The organism is uncultured Sphingomonas sp. (assembly GCF_936927845.1).
In the GTDB taxonomy this organism is placed as follows: Bacteria; Pseudomonadota; Alphaproteobacteria; order Sphingomonadales; family Sphingomonadaceae; genus Sphingomonas.
In genome coordinates this window covers 21,561-41,371 of sequence record NZ_CAKZHV010000057.1, presented here as the reverse complement: position 1 = coordinate 41,371, position 19,811 = coordinate 21,561, and the positions used below count along the sequence as shown (strand labels likewise).

Sequence of the window (19,811 nt, the reverse complement as noted above, 5' to 3'; positions counted from 1 at the left end):
CGTCAGGCGGGGGCGAGCCTCGCGGCGATGGCGTCGATGCGGCGCGTCTGCGCACTGCTCGTGGCGCGCGCGGTGGTCAGTGCCTGTTCGAGCGCGGGGTAGGCGGGCTCGAGCGCCTGCGCCCGCGTCGCGGCCAGATCCTCCAACACGCCGACTGCGTCCTGATGCCGGGCCCGCGCCGCGTCGAGTTCGGCGAGCGCGGTTTGCGCGTCGAGCCAGCGATCGCTGCCGGCCTTGGCACCACGCGCCGCGCGCGCCAGCCGCTCCGCCCGTGCCGCGCCCGCATCGAACGCCTGCGTCGCGGCCGCGCGGTCGCGCGCGTTGCTTGCCAGCTTCGCGTCGAGCGCCGGATCGGGGGCGACCGGCGCGGGCGGCGCCACCGCCGGTTCGTCGAACCCCAGCTTCTCCGCCGCGCGCGGGGCAAGCGACGGATAGGGCCCCTCCGGCACGGCGCAGCCCGAGAGCGTGGCAAGGGCAGCGCAGAGCAGCAGCGGCGGACGGGCAAGTGGGTGCGACATGACGGGTGCGATAAAATCTTCCAGAAAAGTGCGCAACGCACTTGCGCGCTCGAAAAAGCCCTCGTATCAGCGCGCCTCCACAGGGCGCCCGTAGCTCAGCTGGATAGAGCATCAGACTACGAATCTGAGGGTCGGACGTTCGAATCGTTCCGGGCGCGCCATTCTTCTCTTGAAGAACTGGCTGGAAAAACCATCGTGAGGATGGACGAAGCCGGGTCAGCAATGACCCGGCTTTTTCGTGTCGACGGTGTTCGGCGGCGTGACGCGAGCCAGCATGCGGCGCAGGCGCTTAATCGCTTGCGCTACGCTCCACCGCCTCGATGATCTTTGCGCCCGCCATGAACACCGCGATCGTGCAGGCGCCGAACAGCAGCCATCCTTGAACGCCGGGGTACAAGCTGCGGTAGTGCATACCGCGCTCAACCGCCCCCGCGCCCAGGCCGTAGATGACGAGGAACGCCTCGAACTTGGTCTTGATGACGAACAGGCGTGCGATGCGGCTCCACATACCTGCCGTTACGCAAAATACACGCCAACCGCGGTTTCCCGCCATTTCGGCGTTATCGTTGTTGGTTAACTGTCAATTAAGCCGACAAGATCGAGCGCGCGAAACAGTGCCGCGCGTGCCTGCTCCACCTGCTGGATCAGCGCTGGGTCGCCGATCTGCTCGGGTGCGATTGCCTCGGGCCAGTGCGATGACACGACCGCGGCGATCCGGTCGAGCTTGGCATCGTCGACCAGGAAGCGCGGGTCGACCGTGTCCGGATCGCACACCACGCGCAGCCGCAGGCACGCGGGACCGCCGCCGTTCGCCATCGATTCGCGTACGTCGACCACCTCGACCCGGCGGATCGGCCCGTTGCCGGCCAGATGCTCGCGCAGCCACTGCCACGTGCGCGGATGGTCGCGTACCTCCTGCGGCACGATCAACACCTGCTCGCCGCTTGCCGCCGTGACCAGTTGCGCGTTGAAAAGGTAGGAACCGATCGCGTCGGCCAGGCTCACCTGGTCGGCCGGCACCTCGACGATCTCGACCTCGGGCATGAGCCCGCGCAGTTGCGTGAAGAAGCCGTCGCGATCGGCGAAGGCTTGTTCATGCGCGAACAGCGTCCGCTCGTTCGCGACCGCGACAACGTCGTTGTGGAACGCGCCAGCCGCGATCGCCGCGCTCGATTGCTCGACGAACAACGTCCGTGCAGGGTCGAGCCGGTGCCCGCGCGCGATCGCGCGGCTCGCCTCCATATGCTGGCGTGCCGGGAAAGGACCGCCTGAGACGCCATACACGAAGATCTCGACGCCTGCCGCATCGTGCGCGGCGCATAGCCGCATGTGATTGGCCGCGCCCTCGTCGCCGAACGGGGCGGGGACGGGCGCGTGGACGCGGAATGCGTCGTGCGCGAAGGCGATACGAAGCTGCGCCAGCGTGTCGGGCCATTCGTGGCTGCGGTGCGGCATGGTGACGAGGTTGGCGACGCTCAGGTGACAGCGTCCGTCGGCGCAGTCGGGCGCGGGCGAGACCGTTGCCGCATTCGCCGCCCACATCGCTGAGGCCGAGAGCGCGCGCGCCTGCAGGTGCGCGTCGGCCGCGGCATAGTCGGTATGAAGCGCGGACAGCCAGCGGTGATCGGGCCGGCGGTGTGGCAGCAGCACGCCTTGCACCAGACCGAGCGCCAGATTGGCCCGCATCTTCGCGATGCCTTGCAATGCTGCGGCACGGGGATGCGCAACGGCTCCGGCGTTGCTGGTCGCGGCGAGATTGCCGGGGCTTAGTCCGGCATAATTGTGCGTCGGACCGATGATGCCATCGAAGTTGATCTCGCGCATGGTCGTCACAGCCGACCGACGTGCGTGATCGTCGCGTCCTCGGCGACGCCCAGCGTATCGGCGCAGGACCGCGCCAGGATCACACCCTCGCCGCATTCGCGCACCTCGCCATAGGCGCAGCGGAAGTCGGCAAGCGTTCCGCTCGCCACCAGCGCCTGCTCGCCGGGTTCACCGTCGATCGCGACCACGCGCGTCTGGTGCGCATCGCGGATGCTGCGCACCGCGTCGGTGCGCGCGGTCATCGTCGGGCCGCCATCGAAGATGTCGACGTAATTCTCGAACGCGAAGCCCTCGTTTTCCAGCATCCGCATCGCCGCCCGACCGCTCGGATGCGGCTTGCCGATCGCGGCGCGCGCGGTGTCGGACAACATGGCGGTGTAGATCGGGTGCTTGGGCATCAGATCGGCGATGAATTGATGGCCGTTGATCGCGTTGAACTCATCCGCGGCTTGGAAATTCATGCCGAAGAAGCGCCCGGCAAGGCCGTCCCAGAACGGCGAGCCGCCCGCCTCGTCGATCAACCCGCGCAGCTCCGCCAGGATGCGCGGCGCGAAGCGCGCGCGGTGCATCGCGATGAACAGGTAGCGCGCGCGTGCCAGCAAAAGCCCCAACCCACCAGCGCGCTCGTTCGGGTGGAGGAACAGGCCGCCGACCTCGCTGCACCCTTCCAGATCGGTCGTCAGCGTCAGCATCTCGGCACGGAACGTCCGGTCGAGCTCGCGGCTGTGCTGCGTCAGCATGCCGATGCGATAGCTGTAGAAAGGGTGCTGCTGCCCCACCATGGTGAAGATCTGGCACGTGCCGCGCACCTCACGCGTCGCGGTATTCTCCAGAATGAGAACGAACAGCTCGTCGGTGACTGGACCATCTTCACGCGCGAACGCCTCGCGGCTGCGCGCAAGTTTGGCTGACAAGGCTTTGCGATCGGGCGGCAAATTGGTGAAGCCGCCGCCCGTCAGCTTCGCCATCTCGTACAGGTGCGGCAGATCGGCCTCGGTGGCGGCGCGGACAACGAACGTCAAAGAAGGGCTCCCTCGGCAATGCGGGCGATGGTCAGCGCGGACAGAGCGGCGCGTTCGGCCAGGCTGTCGACCAGCAGAAATTCGTCGGCTGAGTGGATCGCGCCGCCGCGCGCACCCATCGTGTCGACGACCGGCACGCCCGCCGCCGCAATGTTGTTGCCGTCGCACACACCACCGGTGTCGCGCCACGCGATGTCGAGACCGAGCGCCGATCCGCTGTCCTTCACCAGCGCGAACAACCGCGCCGCGCCCGCGTCGACCGGCTTGGGCGGGCGATTGAAGCCGCCGTGGACCTCGACCTGCACGTCGTGGCGGCCCGCGACTTGACCGGCCACCGTGTCGATCAGCGTTCGGGCGCGATCGATCTCGGCGGTGTCACCCGGGCGGAAGTTCACGCGCAGGACGGCGGTGTCCGGCACGACGTTGTTGGGCCCGCCGCCGTCGATCCGGGCGGGGTTCACCGCGAGCCGCGGGCCGCGCGCATCGTGCAGTCGCAGCGCGATCTCGCTCGCCGCGACGATCGCATTGCGACCGTCCTCGGGATTGCGCCCCGCGTGCGCCGATCGCCCGCGCACGAGGATCGAGAAATTGCCCGTTCCACCCCGCGCCCCGGCGAGCGTGCCGTCGGGCAGCGCCGGCTCATAGGTCAGCGCAGCGTGCTTGCCCCGCGCCGCATCGGCGATCAGCCGCGCGGATGAAAAGGAACCCGTTTCCTCGTCGGCGTTGATCAACACCTCGTAGCCGAGGTCAGGCATGCCCGATGCTTCGATCACCCGCAGCGCTTCGAGCAGTACCGACAATCCACCCTTCATGTCGGCGACGCCGGGTCCGTTCAGCACATTGTCGTCGCGCCACGTCAGCGCCTGAAAGGCGTGATCGACCGGATAGACGGTGTCCATATGCCCGGTGAACAGCATCTGGATCGGTGCCTTGGGTCGCACGACCAGACGCAGGTGGCGCCCGTGCGTCAGCCGCGTCACCGTTCCGTCCGCGCCGACGCTCTCAGCCTCGTCACCCTCGACGAGCGACAAGCAGCCAGGAAGGATCGAGAAGTCATCGGCGAGCAGCGCCGCGACCGTGGCGAGACCGGCCAGGTTGCGCGTTCCGCTGTTGATCGCGCTCCACGATTGCGTCCGCGCGAGCAACGCCGCTGCGTCGATCCGCTCGGTCAATGCTCGATCGTCATGTCTCTCCGTCACACCCGCAGCCTAGCGTGATCTAGTTACAAATGCGACCGTCGCGTAGGAGCACTCGGTGCGTACTAACTCTCGCGCAATAACAGATGCTTGGATCGAACGGTTCGTGTCGGTTAGAAGCTGTACACGATCGACGCCCGACTGGTCGTATCGGTCGAAACGCGACCCTCGGGGGGCGCACTCTCATATTGCACCATGTACGAAAGCTGCGCCGACAGAGGGCCGATCAGCTTGGCAGCCAGCGCGGTGTTGCTGCTCACGGTGCTGTTGAACCGTTCGGCGTAAGCGGACGCATTCTGTTTCACGGTCACGCCGGGCGACAATTTCCAGTTCAGATCGACGCTGCCGCGTGCCGCAGGGCTGCTCTGCAAGCGCCCATCGGTGAAGTTCGTGTAACGGAACGCCGGTCCCACCTCGATGTCGAGCGTCAGCGCCGGTGAGCGCAGCGCATTATAGCCCGCCCCCGACGATGCCGAATAGCGTTCGTGATAGCCGAAGAAGCGATCGGCTTCGAATTGCGCGCTGCCGTACAGGTACAGGCGGTCGTCGATCTTCCAGTTCGGCTCGTAGGCGGCGAGATAATGCTCGCGGCTGGTGACGCCGGCATTGCGCTGATAATCGGCCTGCAGCCGCAGCTTGTGGCGCCAGTTCAGACTCTCGCGCTGAAGATTGGCGGTGCCGGTGATCCCGGTCACCTGCGTGTTGCCGGTCGATGCGAAGCCACCCGCTTCGATACGCCCCGTCCACAATTCGAGCGGAGACGCCTCGCGCAGCCGCTCGTTGCGCTCCCTGGCACGCGCCTCGCGCCAGTCGCTGGCGAGTTTCAAGGACGCGTCGCCGGAGGCAGGGTCGGCGAGCCGCGCATATTTGACGATCGTGTTGACCGCGTTCTCGTCCCCCGACGCCATCGCCGCGTCGAGCATCGAGCGGATCGTGGGCGGTATCGCCATCGTGTCGGGCGTGTTGTCGACAGCGACGGCGGACAGGAGCAGCGCAGCGATCATCGGCACAATGGTCTTGTCGGAGGAAAGCGGGAAAGAGAAGCCGACGCGGCGGCGATCGGCGACGATCCGCCCGTCAGTTCAGATGATCCGCGAACGCGGCGAGCACATCCTCGTACAGCGCGCGCTTGAACGGAACGATCAGCGTCGGCAGGTCGGCGGGCTCGGCCCAGCGCCACGCGCGAAATTCCGGGTGTGCGGTGTCGATACGGATGTCGCTGTCCTCGCCCTCGAAACGGAACAGGAACCAGCGCTGGCGCTGGCCGCGGTACTTACCCTTCCACACCTTGCCGACCAGCTCGGGTGGCAGATCGTAGAACAGCTCGTCGGCGGCCTCGGCGACCAGCGTGACCTTGTCGGGCGTCACGCCGGTTTCTTCCCCGAGTTCCCGGATCGCCGCTGCCTGCGCGTCCTCGCCGGGATCGATCCCGCCCTGCGGCATCTGCCACGCTTCCAGCGTGTTATCGATCCGCTGCCCGACGAAGACGTGATGGTCGCGGTTGATCAGCATGACGCCCGCGCAGGGGCGGTACGGAAGCGAAGCGGGATCGGTCATACCCGCTTCCCTACCAGCCGGCGCGCGCCGACTCCACCGTTGACGCGCATCGCTTCGTTGATCGTCAGCCCGCGGCCTGCGCCATGACGCGTTGACCCTCCGCTTCGACGATCGCGCCCTTTACCGCCGTCAGGTAAGCCGCGACGTCCCCCGCGCTCGACGGCACGGCCTGACGCAGCGTGATGAAGCCGTGGATGTTGCCGCGCGCCTCGCGGAAGGTGACCGGCACGCCCGTCTGGATCAGCGCAGCGGCATAAGCGCGGCCCTGGTCGCGGATCGGGTCCAGGCTGGCCGTCACGATCACCGCCGGTGGCAGCCCGGCGAGCGAACCGCCCATCGGCGACGCCTTCCGGTGGTCCGGGTCGGGCGCGTAATGCTCGCCGAACCACATCATGCCTTCACGCGTCAGCAGATACCCGTCGGCGAAGTCGCTGAACGACGGATATTCCTTCATCATGTCGGCGGCGGGGTAGATCGGCGCCTGCACGATCACCGGCACGTCGGCCGGCTCGTCGCGCAGCGCGATCGCGGTGGTGATGGTCAGCGTGCCGCCCGCGCTGTCACCCGACAACACCAGCGCGGTCGCGGTACGCCCGAGCTCCGCGGGATTGGAGGCGACCCAGCGCGCTGCCGCCTCGCAATCGTCGGGCGCCGCGGGCCATTTCGCTTCGGGCGCGAGCCGGTAATCGACCGAGACGACCGGCAGGTCGAGCTGCCGCGCCATCTCGGCGGTGAAGCTCGCATGCGTGTCGATGTTGCCGATCACGAAGCCGCCGCCGTGGAAGAACACCACCATTGGGCCGGGCTCGCGGGTCTCGCGCGGGTCGAACAACCGTGCGGCGATGCTGCCGCCCTCGACCGGGATCGTCAGATCCTTGATCGTCGCCAGCACGCCCACCGGCGGATCGGCGATGTCCTTCATCGCGTAGAACACCGCACGCGCTTCCGTCGGCGTCTGCTGGTGCATCTTGGGCCCGGGAATGCTGTTCAGGTAATCGAGGAAGTTGCGCACGTCCGGGCGGACGAAGGGTTCGCTCTTGGTCGGGGCAGGACGATCGATGGTCGTATCGGTCACAAACGCTCTCCTGTGTGCCGCGCGGTGGCGCGTCGTTCTTTGCAACCTATCTTAGCTGCATGATCGCGGTCGTCCACCATCCCGATTACGTCACCGAGGCGCCCGCGCGCAGCACGTATCGCTGGGGCAAGAACGGTGCGATCCGCGATCTGCTGCTGGCGGAAGGAGCGCGCGTGGCGTGGCACCAGCCATCGGCGATGCCGCGCGCGTGGCTGGAGGCGGTGCACGATCCCGATTACGTCGCGCAGGTGCTGTCCGCGCAGGTGCCGCGCGAGAAGGAACGGCGCACCGGCTTTCCGATCACGCCGCTGGTCGCGCGACGCGCCGCGGTGGTGCCGGGCGGAACCTATCTGGCCGCGCTGCTCGCGCTCGATCGCGGTTTTGCGGCCAACACCGCGGGCGGCAGCCACCACGCATTGGCCGATACCGGCGCCGGTTACTGCGTGTTCAACGATCTTGCCATTGCCGCGCACCGCCTGGTCGAGGAGGGCAGGGCGGAGCGCGTCGCGATCGTCGACTGCGACGTCCACCAGGGTGACGGCACTGCAGCGCTTTGCGCCGGCCACCCACAAATCGCGACCTACTCGATCCACGCGGCGAAGAACTTTCCGGTGCGCAAGGCGCAATCGACGCTCGACGTCGCGCTCGCCGATGGCGTCGGCGACGCGGAATATCTCGATACCCTCGAGACGACGTTGTCCGGGTTTCTCGACGCGCACCGGCCCGACCTGATCCTTTACCAGGGCGGCGTCGATCCGTTCGCGGGCGACCGGCTCGGGCGGCTGGCGCTGAGCGAGGAGGGGCTGGTCGCGCGCGACCGCCTGATCGCGCGGCTGGCGACCGACCGCGGCCTACCGCTCGCCTGCACCGTCGGCGGCGGCTACGGTGACGACGTGATGGCGATCGCGGCGCGTCACGTCCGCGTCATTCTGACGCTCGGCGAGGCGATGGGGCGGGGTCACGTTGCGCGGGCGGAACAGAAAAGCGGAGCCAGCGTAGTCGCGGGGTGACGAGCATCCTGTGGTTCCGCCAAGACCTTCGCCTCCACGATCAACCGGCGCTGCTCGCCGCGGTGGCGGACGGCGACGTGATCCCGCTGTACATCCTCGATGACGAGACACCCGGGGACTGGCGGATCGGCGGCGCGCAGCGCTGGTGGCTGCACGGCAGCCTCGCCTCGCTTGACCAGAGTCTGCGCGCGCATGGAAGCCGCCTGATCCTGCGCCGCGGCGCGTCCGAGCAGGTGCTGCGCGAGGTGCTGGACAAGAGCGGAGCCGATCGCATCCACGCGTTGCACCATTACGAGCCATGGTGGCGAAAGGTCGAGCAGGCGCTGGGCGACCATCTCTGCCTCCACGACGGTAATCACCTCGTCCATATCGAGGACGTGAAGACCGGCAGCGGCGCGCCGTTTCGCATCTATTCGTCCTTCTGGAAGGCGCTGCAGGAACATCTTCCGCCCGAGAAGCCGCATCCCGCGCCAAAGAGCATCCCCGCACCCAAGAAGTGGCCGAAGTCGGAGACGCTCGCCAGCTTCGATCTGCTCCCGACCAAACCCGACTGGGCGGTCGACTTCGATGGTGAGCCCGGCGAAGCCGACGCGCAGGAAAAGGTGAACGCGTTCGCGAAGCGCGTCGACCGCTACGAGCAGATGCGTAACCTGCCGGGCGAGGAAGGTACGTCGCTGTTGTCCCCGCACCTCCACTTCGGCGAGATCTCGGTGCGTGCGCTCTGGCACAAGGTCGGCACCGGCGAGGACGCGGTCAAATACCAGAAGGAGCTCGCCTGGCGCGACTTCACCAGCGGGGTGACGCTCGCGCTGCCCGACTATGGCGACAAGAACGGTCGACCCAAGTACGACAAATTGCAGTGGCGTACGGGCGAGGACGCGAAGGCCGACCTGCGTGCGTGGCAGCGGGGTCGCACCGGCTATCCCATCGTCGACGCAGGCATGCGCCAACTCTGGACCAGCGGCTGGATGCACAATCGCCTGCGCATGATCACCGCGAGTTTCCTCATCAAGCATCTGCTGATCGACTGGCGCGAGGGCGAGCGCTGGTTCTGGGACTGTCTGGTCGATGCCGATTACGGCAACAATTCGGTCAATTGGCAGTGGGTCGCGGGGACCGGGGTCGACGCCAACATGTTCTCGCGGATCATGGCGCCGCTGACCCAGTCGGAGAAGTTCGACGCCGGCGACTATATCCGCCGCTGGGTGCCCGAACTCGCCGACGTGCCCGACCCCGCGATCCACGACCCCGAGACTGCCGGGTGCAAGCCCGACGCCTATCCGTCCAAGATCATCGGGCACCGCGAGGCACGCGAACGCGCGCTGGCGGCGGCGGCACGGTTGCGATAACCGCCGCGTCCTATGGACGCTCCGGTTCGCTCTCTGGCTCGCCAGCCCCGTCGTGCCTCCCGCTTCGCCGGGCTGACCGCGCCCGTCTTCCACCGCATCCTCGACCGCGTCGATGCCGGGCTGGTCGAAGGCGCGATCGAGGCGACGCTGCCCGACGGCACGCACCGGCTGCTCGGCGGTCGGCAGGACGGACCCGTCGCGATCGTCGCCGTACACCGCTGGCGCGCCTTGTGGCGCCTCGTCTCGGCCGGCTCGATCGGCTGGTACGAGGGGTGGGAGGCTGGCGACTGGTCGAGCCCCGATCTCGTTCCGATCTTTGATCTGTTCATGCGCAACCGCGTCGCGCTCGGCGACACCGCGCGCGCCAAGCGCGGCGCGAAACTCGCCGCCCGCGTCGTCCACGCATTCCGCCGCAACGACCGCCGCGGCGCGCGCCGCAACATCGCCGCGCATTACGACCTCGGCAACGATTTCTACCGCGAGTGGCTCGACGAGACGCTGACCTATTCGTCGGCGTTGTTCGCGCATGCCGAGGAACCGCTCGCCGTCGCGCAGCAGCGCAAGCTCGACGCGGTGCTCGCACGCACGGGTGCGCGGGCGGGCGACCGCGTGCTCGAGATCGGCTGCGGCTGGGGCTCGTTCGCCGCCACCGCCGCGGCTGCGGGCGTGCAGGTCCACGCACTGACGCTCTCGACCGAGCAGCGCGACCATGTCGCGGCGCGCGCGTTACCGGGCGTCACCGTGTCGCTGACCGACTATCGCGACGTGACCGGCACCTATGATGCGGTGGCGAGCATCGAGATGGTCGAGGCGGTGGGCCAGGAATATTGGCCCGCCTACCTCCAGACGATCGCGCGCGTCCTCAAACCCGGCGGTCGCGCGGCGATCCAATATATCTCGATCGCCGACGACGTGTTCGAGGCCTACGCCGGCAGCGTCGACTTCATCCAGCGCTACGTCTTTCCCGGCGGCTTGCTGCTGTCCGAGTCGCGCTTCCGGCGAATCGCCGAGGCGAACGGGCTCGAATGGCGCGACCAGCACGCATTCGGGCTCGACTATGCCGAGACGCTGCGGCGCTGGCGCGATTGCTTCGACGCGGCCGCCAGTGAGCGGCGCCTGCCACCGCGCTTCGACGCGCGCTTTCAGCGGCTGTGGCGCTTCTACCTGATGTACTGCGAGGGCGGCTTCCGCGGCGGCGGCATCCATGTCGCGCACGTCACGCTGGTCAAATGCTAGGGCTCACGCTTCCACGCGCTCGCGGTGCCCCGCGGGAAAGCCGTCGATCGCCAGCCGCACGATCGCCGCGGCAACCGTGTCGGGCGGCTTGACCGAGGCGGGGTCCTCGCCCGGATAAGCGCGCGCGCGCATCTTGGTCCGCGTGGCACCCGGATCGAGGATCGCGGTCCGCACGCGGCTCACCTCGGCCATCTCATCGCCGTACGCGCCCAGCAGCGTATCGAACGCCGCCTTCGACGCGCCGTACGCACCCCAGTAAGCGCGGGGCTTGGCCCCCACCGACGAGGTGACGCCGATCACCCGCGCACCCGCCGACCGACGCAGCAAGGGGTCGAACGCCTGGATCATCGCCACCTGCGCCGACACGTTGAGCGTCAGAACCTGCGCCAGTTCCTTCGCGTCGATCGCAGGCACGGCCGCCAGCGTACCGAGCATCCCGGCGTTCAGCACCAGTACGTCCAGCGCATCCCACCGATCCGCCACCGCGGTCGCCAGACGCGCAATCGAGTCAGTCTGCGTCAGGTCGAGCGGCGCGATCGTCGCCGATCCACCGGCGTCGAAGATCCGCTCCTCGACGCTCTCCAGATCCTTCGCGGTCCGCGCGGTGATGACGACATGCGCGCCTTCCGCCGCCAGCGCGATCGCGGTCGCCGCACCGATCCCCCGGCTCGCACCCGTCACGAGCGCGAGCTTGCCTTCCAATCCCTTGGTCAAATCAGTTCACTCGTTCTGCCAGAAGCGCGAATTGGTCGACCGAGGTCGTATCGTCATGGTCGGTCAGGCTGGTCGGATAGTCGCCGGTGAAGCACGCGTCGCAATATTTCGGGCGGATGTCGGCGCGGTGCGTCTCGCCCAGCGCCTTGTACAGCCCGTCGATCGACACAAAGGCGAGGCTGTCGGCGTGGATGAACTCGGTCATGCCGCCGATGTCGTGCTTGGCCGCCAGCAGCTTGGCGCGCTCGGGCGTGTCGACGCCGTAGAAGCACGAATGGCGCGTCGGCGGGCTGGCGATCCGCATGTGCACCTCGGCCGCGCCCGCGTCGCGCATCATCTGCACGATCTTGAGGCTCGTCGTACCGCGCACGATCGAATCGTCGATCAGCACGACGCGCTTGCCCTGGATCAGCGCGCGATTGGCGTTGTGCTTCAATTTCACGCCCAGGTGACGGACCTTGTCGCCCGGCTGGATGAAGGTGCGCCCGACGTAATGCGAGCGGATGATGCCGAGCTCGAACGGAATGCCGCTCTGCTGCGCGTAACCGATCGCGGCCGGCACGCCCGAATCGGGCACCGGAATGACGAGGTCGGCCTCGACCGGCGCCTCGATCGCGAGCTGCGCGCCGATGTTCTTGCGGACCGAGTAGATCGACTGGTCGTCGACAATCGAATCGGGACGCGAAAAATACACCCATTCGAAGATGCAGGGCCGCGGCGACAGCGGCGCGAACGGGCGCACCGAACGCGTCTCTGCCCCTTGCACGATCACCAGCTCGCCGGGTTCGACCTCGCGCACGAACTCCGCCCCGACCACGTCGAGCGCGACCGATTCGGAGGCGAAGATCACCGCGTCGCCCAGCTTTCCCATCACCAGCGGTCGGATACCCAACGGGTCGCGGCACGCGATCATCCCCTCGGGCGTCATCACGATCAGCGCATAGGCGCCTTCGATCTGCTTTAACGCGTCGATGAAGCGGTCGAGCAACGTGCGATAGCTCGATGTCGCGACCAGGTGGATGATCGTTTCGGTGTCGGAGGTCGACTGGAAGATCGACCCGCGCCGCACCAACTCGCGCCGCAGCTTCATCGCATTCGACAGATTGCCGTTGTGCGCGACCGCGAAACCGCCCGACGACAGTTCGGCATAGAGCGGCTGGACGTTGCGCAGCGCGGTCTCGCCCGTCGTCGAATAGCGCACGTGCCCGCACGCGACCTCGCCCGGCAGCGAGCGAATCACGTCGTCACGGTCGAAATTGCCCGCGACGTGACCCATCGCGCGGTGCGTGTGGAACATCGCGCCGTCGAACGTCGTGATCCCCGCTGCTTCCTGTCCACGGTGCTGCAGCGCGTGGAGGCCGAGCGCGACCAGCGCCGCGGCGCCCTCGGTCTGCGACACGCCAAAGATGCCGCACTCCTCGTGCAGATGGTCGTTGTCGAACGGATGGGTGGTCAGCATGGGGCCGAAGCTCGCGTTGGGGGGCTCGCGTGATGCCGGGCCGCATATAGCGACTGTCGCGCGATTGTCATCCTGCGTGCGCCTGGGCGACCGGCGCGGTCTGTTGCGCGACGGCGAACTCCGCTACCAGCCACGGCATGGACGACCGCGAACAAGGCAGCACCTTTCAACCCAAATTCGACGCGAACGGGCTCGTCACCGCCGTGGTCAGCGACCGCGCCGGCGCGCTGTTGATGGTCGCGCACATGAACGCCGACGCGATCGCCGCCACAAAGGCGAGCGGCGAGGCGACCTTCTGGTCGCGCAGTCGTGCTCGCTTGTGGAAAAAGGGCGAGACGTCGGGCAACGTGCTGCGCGTGATCGAGATGCGGGTCGACTGCGATCAGGACGCGCTGTGGCTGATCGTCGACGCCGCCGGCCCCGCCTGCCACACCGGCGCGACGAGCTGCTTTTACCGCCGCGTCAACGGCGACACGCTGGAGCGGGTCGGATGAAGCGCACGCTCGCACTCGCGCTGCTTCTGGCCGCGTGCGGCGAACAGTCTTCCGTTCCGGACGAGGGCGGAGCCGGAGCCGCGCTCGAGCGCACCGCGCGGGCGAGCGGGATGGTGCCCGATCCCGCCCGCATCATTCCGACCGGCGTCTACGCCAGCGGCGAGGACAAGGTCTGCCTCGTGCCGCAAGACGGCGATCGCTACCGCATCGGCGCCTCGATCGATCTGGGCGAACAGCAGCGCTGCACGGCACGCGGTACTGCGCGCGGACGCGACAAGCTCGACGTGCGGATGGGGGAGGGCTGCGAGTTCGTCGCCTCGCTCGACGGCGACACGATCGCGTTTCCAGCCGTGCTGCCTGCTGCGTGCGACACGATGTGCGAGGGTCGTGCGACGCTCGCCGCGCTCGCGGCCGCGCGGCTGAGCGACAGCGTATCGGAGGCGACGCGCGCTATCGGATCGGACGGTAGCCCGCTCTGCGCAGGTTGACGTTCACGTAAGGGTAAGGTAAACGGCGGTGCATGAGCGCTGTCGCCTACGCTGTCGTTCCGCCGCGCGATGATCGCGAGCATTTCAGCATCTCCGACCTCTCGACCGAGTTCGGCATCACCCCGCGCGCGCTGCGCTTCTACGAGGACGAGGGGCTGATCAGCCCCGAACGTCGTGGCCTCGCGCGCATCTACTCGCAGCGCGACCGCGCGCGGCTCGCCTGGATCCTGCGCGGCAAGCGCGTCGGGTTCAGCCTTGCCGACATCCGCCAGATGATCGACCTCTACGATCTGGGCGACGGCCGCCGCGCGCAACGCGCGATCACGATCGAGCGCTGCCGCGAACGCATCGCGACGCTCCAGGCACAACGCACCGACATCGACGCCGCGATCCTCGAACTGGAGGAATTCATCGGCGTCATCGAAACATCAAACCCGACCAAGGAAGCCTGACATGCCGCAATATACGCCCCCCGTCCGCGACACGCGCTTCGTGCTCGAACACGTCGTCGGGCTCGATCGCTACGCCAACGTGGCCGGGTTCGCCGCCGCGACCCCCGACACCGTCGACGCGGTGCTGGAGGAAGGTGGCCGCTTCGTCGCCGAGGTGCTGTTCCCGCTCAACCAGTCGGGCGACCTTGAAGGCTGCACCCGGCACGAGGACGGCTCGGTCACCACGCCCAAGGGGTTCAAGGACGCGTACAACAAGTTCGTTGAATCGGGCTGGGGCACGCTCAGCGCACCCGAGGCGTTCGGCGGGCAGGGCATGCCGCACGTCGTCTCGACCGCGTTTCAGGAATATATGATCAGTGCCAACATGGCGTTCGCGATGTACCCCGGCCTCGCGCACGGCGCGATCGCCGCGCTGGTGGTGAAGGGCAGCCCTGAGCAGCAGGAGAAGTATCTGCCGCGCATGATCTCGGGCGAGTGGGGCGGCACCATGAACCTGACCGAGCCGCAGTGCGGCACCGACCTCGGGCTCATCCGCACCCGCGCCGAGCCGCAAGCGGACGGCAGCTACGCGATCACCGGCACCAAGATTTTCATCTCGGCGGGTGAGCACGACCTGACCGACAACATCATCCACCTCGTGCTCGCCAAGACGCCGGGCGCGCCCGACACGTCGAAGGGTATCTCGCTGTTCGTGGTGCCCAAGGTGCTGGTCAACGACGACGGCTCGCTGGGTGAGCGCAATGCGGTGTCGTGCGGCTCGATCGAGCACAAGATGGGCATCCACGGCAACGCCACCTGCGTGATGAACTATGACGGCGCGACCGGCTGGCTGGTCGGTGAGGAGATGAAGGGTCTCGCCGCGATGTTCATCATGATGAACGCGGCGCGGCTCGGCGTCGGCTTGCAGGGGCTGGGCGTTGCGGAAACCGCGTACCAGAATGCGGTGCAATATGCGAAGGACCGCCGCCAGGGTCGTGCGCTGACCGGCCCGGCGGAGCCGAACGAGAAGGCCGACACGCTGTTCGTCCATCCCGATGTTCGCCGCATGTTGATGGATGCGAAGGCGTGGATCGAGGGGCTGCGCGCGCTCTGCCTGTGGGGCGCGCTCCAGGTCGATCTCGAGCACAATGCCGGGAGCGAGGAGGAGCGTCAGCTCGCCGGCGACCTGATCGGTCTGCTCACCCCCGTCATCAAGGGCGTCGGCACCGACAAGGGCTACGAAATCGCGACCAACGCGCAGCAGGTCTACGGCGGGCACGGCTACATCCAGGAATGGGGGATGGAGCAGTATGTTCGCGACGCCCGCATCGCGCAGATCTACGAAGGCACCAACGGCGTGCAGGCGATGGATCTGGCCGGGCGCAAGCTGGCGCAGAACGGCGGCCGCGCGGTGATGGCGTTCGGCAAGATGGTGACCGAGGAGATCGCCGCGGCCAAGCAGGACGACGCCACCGCCGACTTCGCGGCCCGGCTGGAGAAGGCCGCGGGCGAGCTGCAGGGCGCGACGATGTGGTTCATGGCGAACGGCATGAAGAACCCCAACAACATTGGCGCGGGCGCGGTGCCGTACATGCACCTGGTCGGCATCGTCGCGGTCGGGCTGATGTGGCTGCGCATGGCCTCCGCGGCGGCGCGCCTCAAGGCGGCGGGCGAGGGCGATGCGGCGTTCCTCGACGCCAAGCTGGTGACCGCGCGCTATTTCGCCGAGCGCGTGCTGCCCGAAGCGGGTGCGCTGCGTCGCAAGATCGAGGGCGGCGCCGACGCGGTCATGGCGCTGCCGGTCGAGATGTTCGCCGCCGCGTGACCCGACGTGACCGCCGGCGGGTGCGCGTCACTCGCCGGCGGTCGTACCCGCCTCACCGGCCTGATCGCCGCTCGCAGCGGGCTTTGCCTCGGTCGGCGTGGCAGCCGCGGGCGCTGCGCGGCGAACGCCGTGCAGTGCAGCAGGTCCGCGCGTAGTCGCGGGCGTCGCAGGCGGCGGTGCGGAACCCGTGACGGGCACCGCGGTCATCGATCCGCGTCCGCGCATGCACTGCGCCGTGTCAGCGCGCTTGAACTGCCCGCAATTCCAAAGCACGCGGTCGAACCCGTTGCTGCGATCGCGCAGATAGCTGAACCCCATCGACGTATATTGCTGCGGCGACATCGTCATCCCCGCGGGTACCAGCCGCGCATCGCTCCAGCCCATCAGCTTGCAGCGAAGCCGTTCGCCGCAGGCACGCTGCGCGAGCGCCGGCAGCGCGTCGGGCTGGCGCGGGTCGATGACGACCAGGAACGTGTCTGGCGCTTCGGCCAGCGGCTTCAACGCGGTCGGTTGCGCGAGCGGCAACACGCCGGGCGCGATCGGCGCGTCGCCGGGCAGATCGGCGAACAGCGGCAGCACCGCCGCGAGCGCTTCCTCCGTTTCGTCCACTACCCCGCCGTCGCGGTGCGCGTCGGAAATGGTCGCAAGCTTGGCGATGCTCGGCTCGACCGAGGCGACGGTGCGGTTGAACGCCGGCGGCGTGCCCCACCACCCCGCCCAGCGGAAAAACAGGTGGCTGTGCACCGCCGCGATCTTGTCCAGGCTCGACTGCCAGTAAGGCACGACCCAGTCGGTATGGTAATGCGTCGCATAGCCGACAGGTTTGTAGACCCGGCCGGAGAGCGCCTGTGCCGCCAGCGCGCGTGCATCGCGCCACATCGCCTCGGTCGGGATCCAGCGGGTCAACGCGCCGTCGCAGGTGAAGGTGAACTGGCAGCCGGTGCTGCGTTCCTGCCCCTCGAACACCACGCCGCAAACGGTCTTCGGGAAGGCGGGGTGGCGCAACCGGTTGAGGATCACCTGCGCGACCGCGCGCTGCCCCTCTGGATCGTTGCCCGCCTCGTAGATCTGCGCCGCGGCGAGGCAGTCGGTCGCGCGCGCGATGCTGGCGGCGTCGCCGGCGATGCGGAACGGCCGCGCCGCCGGGTTCGGGCCGGTGACGAACGGTACGCTGTCGTTGAACGCCTTCGCGTCCTGCGGGCTGAGCGCGACGAACTCGACCGGCTCTACCGGAGGAAGGACGGTCGCGGGCACGACCGTGCGCTTGGCGAGCGCGCGCAGCGCTGCCGGACGCGCGGCGATCGCCGGCGGGTGCGTGACCACCCATGCCGGCACGGCCACCGCCGCGACCGCGACGAACGAGAGGATCGCGCGCAGGCCCGGTGTGACCTGCGCGCCCGATGTGGAACCGCTCACTGTTCGGGCAGGAAGTCCGGCACCGACAGGTAACGCTCGCCCGTGTCGTAGTTGAACCCGAGCACGCGGACGTTGTCGGGCAGGTCGGGCAGCTTCTGCAGGATCGCGGCGAGCGTCGCGCCCGACGAGATGCCGACCAGCATGCCTTCCTCACGTGCCGAACGCCGCGCCATGTCCTTGGCGACCGCGGCGTCGACCTCGATCACGCCGTCGAGCAATTGCGTGTGCAGGTTCGCCGGGATGAAGCCAGCACCGATCCCCTGAATCGGGTGCGGACCCGGCTGACCGCCGCCGATAACGGGCGAGGCGGCGGGCTCAACCGCGAATACCTTGAGGTTCGGCCATTCCTTTTTCAGCACCTCGGCGACGCCGGTGATGTGCCCGCCGGTGCCGACGCCGGTGATGATGACGTCGATCGGCGTGTCGCGAAAGTCGTTCAGGATTTCCTGCGCGGTTGTGCGGACGTGCACGTCGACGTTGGCTGGATTCTCGAACTGCTGCGGCATCCACGCATTGTCGGTCTGCTCGACCAGCTGCAGCGCGCGCTCGATCGCGCCCTTCATCCCCTTCTCGCGCGGGGTCAGATCAAAGGTCGCGCCGTAAGCGAGCATCAGCCGGCGACGCTCCAGCGACATGCTCTCGGGCATGACGAGGACGAGCTTGTAGCCCTTCACCGCCGCCACCATCGCCAGGCCGATGCCCGTGTTGCCGCTCGTCGGCTCGATGATCGTGCCGCCGGGCTTCAACTCGCCCGACTTCTCCGCCGCCTCGATCATGGCGAGCGCGATGCGGTCCTTCACAGAGCCGCCGGGATTGCCGCGCTCCGACTTGATCCACACTTCGCTGTCGGGGAACAGCCGCTGCACGCGGACGTGCGGGGTGTTGCCGATCGTGTCGAGAATGGTGTTCGCCTTCATGGCTGTATGCCTCCGTTCTGCGGTCCGGGCTCTAGCGCCTCGGGCGGGTCAAAGGTCCGTGCGTTCTTGAGTTCGGGGAAAAGCCGCGCCCAGACAAGCGTGATCGCGATGGCGCCGATGCCGCCCGCGACCACAGCGCCGACGGGGCCGAGCAGCGAGGCGAGCAAGCCGCTTTCCGCCTCACCCAGTTCGTTCGACGCCGAAATGGTGAGCTGCGACACCGCGCTGACGCGTCCGCGCATCGCATCGGGCGTGTGGAGCTGGATCAATGAGGTACGGACATACACCGACACCATGTCGGCGCACCCTGCGACGATCAGCGCGGCTAGGCTGAGCCAGAACGAGCGCGAGATGCCAAAGGTCAGGATCGCGAGCCCGAACACGACCACCGCCACCAGCATCTTGACGCCGACGTTCTTCTTCATCGGGTTGAACGAGAACCACAGCGCGGTGGACGCGGCACCGATCCCCATGCCGGCGGCGAGAAAGCCGAGCCCCGTTGCACCGACGTGCAGGATGTCGCGCGCGTAGATCGGCAGCAGCGCGGTCGCGCCCGCCAGCAGCACCGCGAAGAGATCAAGCGTGATCGCGGCGAGCACCAGCCGGTTCTGCCGCACATATTGAAAGCCGTCGAGGATGCGCTGCATCGGGCGGCGATCCTTCTGCGCCGGCGGCTGCGGTACGCGCCCGATCATGAACATGAGCGCGAGTGCGACGAGCAGCATTCCCGATACCACACCATAAGCGATGTCGGGGTGGAGCCCGTACAGGAACCCGCCGACGCTCGGGCCCACGATCGTGCCGGTCTGCCACGCGATCGAGCTGATCGCGATCGCGGTCGGCAGGCTCTCCTTGGGCACCAGATTGGGCGCAAGCGCGGAATAGGCCGGGCCGGAGAAGGCGCGCGCGACCCCCACCAGCACCGCCGCGCCGAACAGCGCGGGCAGCGTCAGCGTATTGGTATAGGTCAGGTAGCCGAGCGTCGCCGCGACGGTGCACAGCAATGCGGTGGTCGCGCGCACGATCCAGCGTCGGTCGACGCTGTCGGCGACCAGCCCGACGAGCGGGGTGAGCAGGAACAACGGCACGAACTGCACCAGCCCGATCATGCCGAGCAGGAAGGCGGCCTCCTGCACGTCCATCGTCTGGCGCGCGATGCCGTACACTTGCCAGCCGATGATGATCGCCTGCGCGCTGATCGCGATGGTGCCGGCAAAACGCGACAGCCAATAGGCGCGGAAATTGGCGATGCGCAGCGGGTGCACGGTCTGTTCCATCTG

General features: G+C 67.9%; 20 protein-coding genes and 1 tRNA gene. 8 read left to right on the top strand and 13 right to left on the bottom strand.

Annotation, left to right across the window (positions count from 1 at the left end; all coding sequences use genetic code 11):
- Positions 1 to 2: 2 nt before the first annotated feature.
- A complete protein-coding gene (locus tag Q0579_RS07995) occupies positions 3 to 518 on the bottom strand; it encodes a hypothetical protein (protein ID WP_298810941.1) in 516 nt (171 codons plus the stop codon).
- An 84-nt stretch (positions 519 to 602) separates the two neighbouring features.
- Between Q0579_RS07995 and Q0579_RS07990 the strand changes: the two genes are divergently transcribed.
- A tRNA-Arg gene (locus tag Q0579_RS07990) sits at positions 603 to 679 on the top strand.
- Positions 680 to 807: 128 nt separating this feature from the next.
- On the opposite strand, the gene Q0579_RS07985 is transcribed toward Q0579_RS07990, so the two are convergent.
- The 7 genes from Q0579_RS07985 to Q0579_RS07955 form a co-directional block, all read right to left on the bottom strand.
- Positions 808 to 1,026: a hypothetical protein gene (locus tag Q0579_RS07985; RefSeq protein ID WP_298810938.1), complete on the bottom strand. Its 219-nt coding sequence runs from the start codon at positions 1,024 to 1,026 to the stop codon at positions 808 to 810.
- 65 nt (positions 1,027 to 1,091) lie between these two features.
- On the bottom strand, positions 1,092 to 2,342 hold the full coding sequence (locus tag Q0579_RS07980) for an N-succinylarginine dihydrolase (protein ID WP_298810935.1): 1,251 nt from the start codon (positions 2,340 to 2,342) through the stop codon (positions 1,092 to 1,094).
- A 5-nt stretch (positions 2,343 to 2,347) separates the two neighbouring features.
- Complete coding sequence (locus Q0579_RS07975) at positions 2,348 to 3,364, bottom strand: arginine N-succinyltransferase (RefSeq protein WP_298810931.1); 1,017 nt, start codon at positions 3,362 to 3,364, stop codon at positions 2,348 to 2,350.
- Positions 3,361 to 4,563 (bottom strand): hydrolase, encoded by a 1,203-nt coding sequence (locus Q0579_RS07970; RefSeq protein WP_298810928.1) that lies wholly within the window; start codon positions 4,561 to 4,563, stop codon positions 3,361 to 3,363. The genes Q0579_RS07975 and Q0579_RS07970 overlap by 4 nt, the downstream gene beginning before the upstream one ends.
- A 110-nt stretch (positions 4,564 to 4,673) precedes the next feature.
- The gene (locus tag Q0579_RS07965) at positions 4,674 to 5,564 is read right to left on the bottom strand and encodes a DUF481 domain-containing protein (RefSeq protein WP_298810925.1); all 891 of its coding nucleotides are present in this window, start codon (positions 5,562 to 5,564) and stop codon (positions 4,674 to 4,676) included.
- Positions 5,565 to 5,637: 73 nt separating this feature from the next.
- Positions 5,638 to 6,117, bottom strand: coding sequence for an RNA pyrophosphohydrolase (locus tag Q0579_RS07960; RefSeq protein WP_298810923.1), 480 nt, complete (start codon positions 6,115 to 6,117; stop codon positions 5,638 to 5,640).
- Between the two features lie 64 nt (positions 6,118 to 6,181).
- Positions 6,182 to 7,192, bottom strand: coding sequence for an alpha/beta hydrolase (locus tag Q0579_RS07955; protein ID WP_298810921.1), 1,011 nt, complete (start codon positions 7,190 to 7,192; stop codon positions 6,182 to 6,184).
- Between the two features lie 59 nt (positions 7,193 to 7,251).
- On the opposite strand from Q0579_RS07955, the gene Q0579_RS07950 reads away from it, so the two are divergent.
- Genes Q0579_RS07950 through Q0579_RS07940 form a run of 3 tightly spaced genes read left to right on the top strand, consistent with a single transcriptional unit; the run spans position 7,252 to position 10,787 of the window.
- Complete coding sequence (locus Q0579_RS07950; RefSeq protein ID WP_298811412.1) at positions 7,252 to 8,202, top strand: histone deacetylase; 951 nt, start codon at positions 7,252 to 7,254, stop codon at positions 8,200 to 8,202.
- Positions 8,199 to 9,551: a deoxyribodipyrimidine photo-lyase gene (locus Q0579_RS07945; protein ID WP_298810919.1), complete on the top strand. Its 1,353-nt coding sequence runs from the start codon at positions 8,199 to 8,201 to the stop codon at positions 9,549 to 9,551. The genes Q0579_RS07950 and Q0579_RS07945 overlap by 4 nt, the downstream gene beginning before the upstream one ends.
- A 12-nt stretch (positions 9,552 to 9,563) precedes the next feature.
- Positions 9,564 to 10,787 carry a cyclopropane-fatty-acyl-phospholipid synthase family protein gene (locus Q0579_RS07940; protein WP_298810917.1) on the top strand — a complete coding sequence of 408 codons (1,224 nt, stop codon included), beginning with the start codon at positions 9,564 to 9,566 and terminating at the stop codon, positions 10,785 to 10,787.
- 3 nt (positions 10,788 to 10,790) lie between these two features.
- On the opposite strand, the gene Q0579_RS07935 is transcribed toward Q0579_RS07940, so the two are convergent.
- Positions 10,791 to 11,501, bottom strand: coding sequence for an SDR family NAD(P)-dependent oxidoreductase (locus Q0579_RS07935; protein ID WP_298810915.1), 711 nt, complete (start codon positions 11,499 to 11,501; stop codon positions 10,791 to 10,793).
- 1 nt (position 11,502) lies between these two features.
- Positions 11,503 to 12,960 (bottom strand): amidophosphoribosyltransferase, encoded by a 1,458-nt coding sequence (gene purF, locus Q0579_RS07930; RefSeq protein WP_298810913.1) that lies wholly within the window; start codon positions 12,958 to 12,960, stop codon positions 11,503 to 11,505.
- Between the two features lie 137 nt (positions 12,961 to 13,097).
- On the opposite strand from purF, the gene hisI reads away from it, so the two are divergent.
- Genes hisI through Q0579_RS07910 form a run of 4 tightly spaced genes read left to right on the top strand, consistent with a single transcriptional unit; the run spans position 13,098 to position 16,198 of the window.
- Entirely contained in the window at positions 13,098 to 13,454 is a 357-nt protein-coding gene (hisI, locus tag Q0579_RS07925) for a phosphoribosyl-AMP cyclohydrolase (protein ID WP_298810912.1), read from the top strand.
- Positions 13,451 to 13,942 carry a hypothetical protein gene (locus Q0579_RS07920; RefSeq protein WP_298810909.1) on the top strand — a complete coding sequence of 164 codons (492 nt, stop codon included), beginning with the start codon at positions 13,451 to 13,453 and terminating at the stop codon, positions 13,940 to 13,942. Before hisI ends, Q0579_RS07920 begins: the two co-directional genes overlap by 4 nt.
- 32 nt (positions 13,943 to 13,974) lie before the next feature.
- Positions 13,975 to 14,394 (top strand): MerR family DNA-binding transcriptional regulator, encoded by a 420-nt coding sequence (locus tag Q0579_RS07915; protein WP_298810908.1) that lies wholly within the window; start codon positions 13,975 to 13,977, stop codon positions 14,392 to 14,394.
- A gap of 1 nt (position 14,395) precedes the next feature.
- Positions 14,396 to 16,198: an acyl-CoA dehydrogenase C-terminal domain-containing protein gene (locus Q0579_RS07910; protein WP_298810905.1), complete on the top strand. Its 1,803-nt coding sequence runs from the start codon at positions 14,396 to 14,398 to the stop codon at positions 16,196 to 16,198.
- Between the two features lie 27 nt (positions 16,199 to 16,225).
- Here the strand turns inward: Q0579_RS07910 and Q0579_RS07905 are convergent, their stop codons facing one another.
- The 3 genes from Q0579_RS07905 to Q0579_RS07895 are packed head-to-tail and all read right to left on the bottom strand — an operon-like array spanning position 16,226 to position 19,808.
- Positions 16,226 to 17,614, bottom strand: coding sequence for a cell wall hydrolase (locus Q0579_RS07905; RefSeq protein WP_298810902.1), 1,389 nt, complete (start codon positions 17,612 to 17,614; stop codon positions 16,226 to 16,228).
- Entirely contained in the window at positions 17,611 to 18,531 is a 921-nt protein-coding gene (gene cysK / locus Q0579_RS07900) for a cysteine synthase A (protein WP_298810899.1), read from the bottom strand. The genes Q0579_RS07905 and cysK overlap by 4 nt, the downstream gene beginning before the upstream one ends.
- Positions 18,528 to 19,808: an MFS transporter gene (locus Q0579_RS07895; RefSeq protein ID WP_298810896.1), complete on the bottom strand. Its 1,281-nt coding sequence runs from the start codon at positions 19,806 to 19,808 to the stop codon at positions 18,528 to 18,530. The genes cysK and Q0579_RS07895 overlap by 4 nt, the downstream gene beginning before the upstream one ends.
- Between the last annotated feature and the right edge of the window lie 3 nt (positions 19,809 to 19,811).